This is a genomic window from Halococcus morrhuae DSM 1307, from assembly GCF_000336695.1.
GTDB lineage: Archaea > Halobacteriota > Halobacteria > Halobacteriales > Halococcaceae > Halococcus > Halococcus morrhuae.
Genome location: NZ_AOMC01000104.1, coordinates 1 through 1,856 on the forward strand (window position 1 = coordinate 1; position 1,856 = coordinate 1,856).

1 protein-coding gene and 2 pseudogenes are annotated in these 1,856 nt (G+C 60.2%); 2 read left to right on the forward strand and 1 reads right to left on the reverse strand.

The window, feature by feature from the left end; genetic code table 11:
* Positions 1-298 (forward strand): annotated as a pseudogene (locus C448_RS07865) (IS701 family transposase); the annotation flags it as partial.
* 121 nt (positions 299-419) lie between these two features.
* Positions 420-587, forward strand: a pseudogene (locus C448_RS15520) (universal stress protein); the annotation flags it as partial.
* A 104-nt stretch (positions 588-691) separates the two neighbouring features.
* On the opposite strand, the gene ddh reads toward C448_RS15520, so the two are convergent.
* Positions 692-1,624: a D-2-hydroxyacid dehydrogenase gene (gene ddh, locus C448_RS07870; RefSeq protein ID WP_004053607.1), complete on the reverse strand. Its 933-nt coding sequence runs from the start codon at positions 1,622-1,624 to the stop codon at positions 692-694.
* Positions 1,625-1,856: the final 232 nt, after the last annotated feature.

The following is a 1,856-nucleotide window of genomic DNA, read 5'->3' on the forward strand; positions in this document are numbered from 1 at the left end:
GGATTCGAAGCAGGATCTGGGCTTTGGAGACTGCGAGGTACGGGATGAAGGAGGTGCCAGTCGGCACTGGCACCTCCAGATGCTGGCCTACAGTCTGCTGCGGCTTGGTCCTGAATCGAGCGCCTCGGGAACGCAGTGCTCGAAAGCGTCGTCGATCCAAGTCCAGCTGGAATACGCTCTGAAGGAAGCCGTGTACAACCTGTTTTCGTGGGTGCGAGACCATCCAAAACAGGCTCTTGACGAATTGATGGAAGAGATCGAGCATCTCTTCCTTCACTCGGACGNCAACCTGTTTTCGTGGGTGCGAGACCATCCAAAACAGGCTCTTGACGAATTGATGGAAGAGATCGAGCATCTCTTCCTTCACTCGGACGCTCAGACGGTTCAAAAGGGTGGTATCTCTGAACGTGCAAAGCTGAGTTGGTGACAAAGAAAAACAGATCCTCGAGGTCGCCCACGAGCGCGACTGTGATCATATCTTCATCAGCGGGCGAAAACGCTCGCCGACGGGCAAAGCGCTCTTCGGCGATCTCGCCCAGTCGGTCCTCCTCAAGTTCGATGGGACCGTGACGATCCGTACCAGCTGAAGCGGGGGTTGGAACCTACCCCCTGAAATCGGTACAGCTCATCTGGGATTTCCAGTCGTCGGCTCAACGGGCGGCGAAACTGCGCCAAATGGGGAAGCCGTAGCTCAAACGACCTGATTGGTGAGTGATTCGTTGGCGTCGAGTCGGCGCAGGTTCTCACGAACGAGCACGGCCACCCGCCGGTAGTATTCGCGGTTCGCTGCGGCCGCATGTGAGGTCACGATCACGTTGTCCATCCCCCACAGCGGTGATTCGTCCGGGAGCGGTTCGGTCTCGAACACGTCGAGTGCCGCCCCGGCGAGTGACGCCGATTCCAATGCGTCGACGAGTGCCGACTGCTCGATGACGCCCCCGCGGGCGACGTTGATGAGGTAGGCATCGTCGCGCAGCATCCGAAGCTCGGACTCGCCGATGAGGCCGGTGGTCCGGTCGGTCAGCGGCACGGCAAGTGCGACGAACCGTGCCTCGGCGACGGCCTCATGGAGATCGTCGGGTGGATAGACGGTCTCGACATGATCGATGGGCATCGGCGTACGTTTGATGCCGGTAACGTCCATGCCGAGTGCGTCCGCTCGCATGGCGATGGCCCGCCCGAGCGTCCCCAACCCGATCACACAGAGCGATTCACCGTCGAGTGTGAACGCGGCGTCCCACGGTGGATACGCCCACTCCTGGTGGAGCTGGTTCGTGCGCTGGGTGTGCAGGCCGCGGGCGAACATCAGCATGTAGCCGGCGACCGTCTCGCCGACGCTATCACCATGGATGCCGGCGCTGTTCGTGAGCAGTGTCCCCTGTTCGGCGAGTGCATCGAACGGGAAGTGATCGACGCCGGCTAAGATCGAGTGGATCCACGCGAGATCGGCCTGCAGAAACGACTCCTCGTAGTCGAACGTGACGAGGGCATCGCAGGCGGCGAGCTCGTCGTCGGTCTCGACGATCCGAACTGTGGGCCCGGCATCGGTAAGTGCGTCCCGCAACACGGCCGGTGGAAAGAGTTCCTCGACCGAGGTATGAACACCGAGTCGTGAGATCGTCATTGGCGGACGACTCCGGGGTATGAACGCCACCCTACCGTGATAGCGTCATTACTGATGGTATCTGTGGGTGGCCGTCCGATCTCGACCGTCGAAACTCCATACGAATTCCGTGCCATACCGTATCTTCGCGGAGTGGGGTCTAATGGCCGTGTTTAATCGCTAGACAACGTCGGATCAGGTCGCCAGAGTGACGGAGTTGAAGCGGAAGACGGCGAAGTATGTCAACGCAAAT